Raw genomic sequence first — 3,813 nt, forward strand, 5'->3', positions numbered from 1 at the left:
GGGCGTGGGGCGGGCGCGTCGGCGTGCTCGCCCCGGCCGCTCCACCACGCCCAGCCGCCCGTGCCCGCCGCCGCCACGCCCAGGGCCGAGGCGCCGGCGATGGCGAGGAGGCGGCGGCGGGAGGGCCCGGGCCGGGGCCCGGCGGTGGCGGTCGGGGCGTCGGCCGTTTCCGGGGGCGGTGGCAGCCGGTGGGGCTGGAGGCGCCAGATCTCGGTGGCCCGGCGGGCGATGTCGGCGAGGAGGGTGTCGGTGAGGGCCGCGGCGAACTCCTCCTCGCCGCCCAGCAGTCCGGCCAGTTCGCCGGTGGAGGGGCGGCGGGCGGGGTCCTTGTCCAGGCAGCGGGCCAGCACGGGGACGAGGGCCGGGGGCAGGCCGGAGAGGTCGGGGGCCGCGTAGCGCACCCGGTACAGGAGGTCCGCGGCCTGGCCGCCGCCGAACGGGCCGTGGCCGGTCGCGGCGAAGACGAGGACGCCGCCGAGGGCGAACACGTCGCCCGCGGAGGTGTGCTCGGCGCCCGCCGCCTGTTCGGGTGACATGTAGGCGGGGGTGCCGGCCGCGGCGCCCAGCCGGGTCAGCCGGTCGTCGCCGAGCGCCCGCGCCACGCCGAAGTCGATGAGCTTCGGGCCGTCGACGGAGACGAGGACGTTGGACGGCTTGAGGTCCCGGTGGACGACGTCCGAGCGGTGCAGCCGCCCGAGCGCCCGGCACAGCACGGCGCCGAGCGCCCGCACGGTCCGCTCGGGCAGCGGGCCGCACAGCTCCACGGCCTCGTCCAGGGGCGGGCCCGGCACGTACTCCGTGGCCAGCCAGGGCCGGGGCGCGAACGGATCGGCGTCGACGACCCCGGCCCCGTGGTCCCCGCCGATCACCCGGGCGGCGTCGGACTCCAGCCGGAACCGGACGCGGAAGGCTTCGTCGGACGCGAACCGGGGGTGCACGGCCTTCAGCGCCACCGTCCGGCCGCTCGGGGAACGGCCCAGGTACACCGTGCCCATCCCGCCGCCGCCCAGCCGGGCGACGAGCCGGTAGGGGCCGAGCTGCCGCGGGTCGTCGTGGTGGAGGGGCAGATGCATCAGGACGGTCCGCGGTGGGGTGAGAGGGGCGGGTGAGACGGGAGTGGCGTCAGCGGGTGTACGGGCTCCGCGGCTAGGACGGCGGTGGACTGCCGGACGAGCGCGGCGACCACCCGGGACGGCAGCCAGCCGGGGACGAGGAGCGCCCCCGCCCGGCCGGGACCGCCGTCCAGGACGGTGGCCGGCGGACCGCCCATGGCGGGCGGGGGGCCGAAGCCCGGGGGCGCGGGCCCGAAGCCGGGGGCGGCGCCGGGGAGTTCGTCCAGCAGCCGGGGGACGGACGGGCGGTGGGCGGGGTCGCGGGCGAGGCAGGCGGAGACGAGGGCGCGCAGGCCCTCGGGGAGTTCGTCCCGCTCGGGGACGGTGTGTCCCGTGGTCGCGTAGGCCAGGACCGCGCCCAGGGCGAAGACGTCGCCGGACGGTTCGGGGCGCGCGCCGGCCAGCTGCTCGGGCGGCACCGTGCCGGGCGCGAGACCGGAGCCGCCGGTACCGCCGGTATCGCCGGAGCCGTCCGGGCCGGACGGGAGCCCGACGCGCACCGCGCCGTACCCGGTGAGGCGCGGGCCGTCGGCCGTCAGCAGGACGGCCGCGGGGGAGAGTCCGGCGTGCGCCGCACCCGTGGCGTGCACGGCGGCCAGCGCCTCGGCGAGGGCGGTGCCGAGCGCGCGGACGGTCCGTTCCGGCAGCGGACCGCCGTGCGCGGCGAGCGCGGCGGGCAGCGGCAGGGCGGGCAGGTACGGGGAGGTGTACCAGACGAGGGGACGGTGCGGGCCGTCGGCGCCCGCCGGGGATCCGGATGCGCCGGCACCGCTCGCGTCCGCCACGCCGACGTCGTCCACGACCGCGGTCCACGGCCCGAACAGCCGTCGCGCCGCCTGCGCCTCGGCCCGGAAGCGGTCCGGATCGACGCCTTCCCGAGGCGTGCTGACGAGCACCGTGCGGTCCCCGTCCGCGGAACGCGCGACGAACCGGTGCTCCGCGGCCGGGACACCGCCCGTCGGGGCGTCGAGCCGGCCCAGCACCGCGTACGGGCCGATCCGCCCGGGATCACCCGGGCGCGACGGTTCCATTCCGGCCACTCCCCCTCGTCCCCCTGCCCGGGGACACCCTGCGTACGAACGACGAATACGAACGGAACCAGGAGCCTACTCAAGCGCCGGCCGGGCGCGGACGGCGGTCGGACGCGGGGGTGGTGACGGACGTTCCGGCGGCGATTTCGCGCCATGGGCCGCCGGGGGCGGTGCGGGAGTGTGCGGGCCTGCCGCAGTGCTACGGATGACGATTAGTCTTGATGACCGTACGCATGGAGAACCCGACGCCGGGGGCCCGCAGCGTGACGTATGGGGGAATCGGGCGGTCGTGCGCCGGGAACGGCCGGTGCCGGCAGGTGATTCCCCGAAGCGCCGGACCACACCAGCAGGAGGCATTGTGAGCAGCGATCGGAACGAGATCCGCGCGGCCGGGACCACAGGCGGCGAGAACCGGTCCGACGCCGAACACGAGCCGGACCAGGACCAGGAAGTCGAGCACACGGGCGAGTTCACGATCGACTACACGCCGCCCGCCTGGTACGTCCAGACGTCCCCGCCCGCCCCGGCGGTCCCCCCGGCGCCTCCGGCCCCTCCCGCATCGCCCGTCGGGACGGGTGAATCCGCCGCGACGGCGTTCGCCTCCGCGCCGCCCTCGGGCGATGAGGGGGCGGCCTCGGAGCGGGCCGTTCCGGGCCCGGCGGCGGCAGTGGACGCCGCGGAGGGCCCCGGTCCTGACGGTCGGTCCGCCGACGCCCACGCCGTCGGCGGGAAGGACGCCGACGGGCGCGCGGACGACGCCGATGCCGCGCGGCCGGGCTCCGCCGCCGGGCACGGGCTCGTCGGATCCGGGGCGGTCGCCGCCCCCGAGTCCGCGCCGGGCGGGGCGACGACGCCCGCGACCGTGCTGCTCTCCGCCGCGGCACTGCGGGACGAAGTCGCCGCCCTGACCCCGGAGTCCGACGCGTCCTCCCGGCCCGGTGCCTCCGGTACGGCCGGGGAGGACCCGGAGACGGCGGGGACTCCGGAACCGGACAAGACGCCGAAAACGCCGGAAACGCCGGAACCTTCGGAGCCGTCCGACACGAGCGGCACCCTGCGCAGTGAGGGCACCATGCGGTTCTCCGCCGGCTCGCTCCGCAACCGGACGGGTGCCCCGGCGGGCGGGGACGCGCCCGCCGGGACGTCTTCCGCGCCGTCGACGCCTTCCGCCGCACCGGCGCCGGCATCGTCCTCCGCCTCGGCGGAGGGAGAGGCGGACGCGCCCAGCGCGTCCACCGAGGCCTGGGCCCCGCCTTCCGTTCCGCCGGCGTCCCTGCCGCCGCTGCCGCCGGACTTCCGGCCCGCCGAGCCCGCCGAGCCCGCCGACGGCCAGGCCGCTCCCGCCCCTTGGACCCCGCCCGCGGCGCCGCGGATCCCGGCGATGCCGCCGGCACCGCCCGCCGCCCCGGCCGCTCCGCCCGCCCAGGCGGAGCCGACGGGCGGCCCCGCGCTGCCCGCGGCCTCCGGACCGGAGGCCGCGCCGTACGCCGGGAGCGCGGGCGCCGCGTTCCCCCCGGCACCGGCGCCCACTCCGCAGGGCGGCGCTCAGCCCGACCCGTACGCCCCTTCCGCGCCCTCCGCGCTCCCGGCGTACGGCGCACCGGGCGCCCCGGCCCCCGCCTCCGACGCGCCGTCCGCGCAGGGTGACTTCGCGCTGCCCGCCGCCGTAC

At 79.0% G+C, this 3,813-nt stretch carries 3 protein-coding genes; 1 reads left to right on the forward strand and 2 read right to left on the reverse strand.

Features of this window, described 5'->3' with window-relative positions:
* Together ACSNOK_RS31580 and ACSNOK_RS31585 are read right to left on the reverse strand one after the other, a co-directional pair.
* Window positions 1-1,073 (reverse strand): protein kinase domain-containing protein (locus tag ACSNOK_RS31580; protein ID WP_436784226.1); only part of this gene is annotated, 1,073 nt, incomplete at its 3' end.
* Window positions 1,073-2,143 carry a serine/threonine protein kinase gene (locus ACSNOK_RS31585; protein WP_436784227.1) on the reverse strand — a complete coding sequence of 357 codons (1,071 nt, stop codon included), beginning with the start codon at window positions 2,141-2,143 and terminating at the stop codon, window positions 1,073-1,075. The genes ACSNOK_RS31580 and ACSNOK_RS31585, both read right to left, overlap by 1 nt.
* A 358-nt stretch (window positions 2,144-2,501) precedes the next feature.
* Between ACSNOK_RS31585 and ACSNOK_RS31590 the strand changes: the two genes are divergently transcribed.
* The coding region (locus tag ACSNOK_RS31590; protein ID WP_436784228.1) for an SCO5717 family growth-regulating ATPase at window positions 2,502-3,813 on the forward strand (1,312 nt) is incomplete at its 3' end.

It is taken from the genome of Streptomyces sp. URMC 126 (assembly GCF_051386555.1).
Taxonomy (GTDB): domain Bacteria; phylum Actinomycetota; class Actinomycetes; order Streptomycetales; family Streptomycetaceae; genus Streptomyces.

Coding starts and splice junctions, on each gene's coding strand:
- ACSNOK_RS31585 (WP_436784227.1), bottom strand. CDS start 2,143: ATGGAACCGTCGCGCCCGGGTGATCCCGGGCGGATCGGCCCGTACGCG.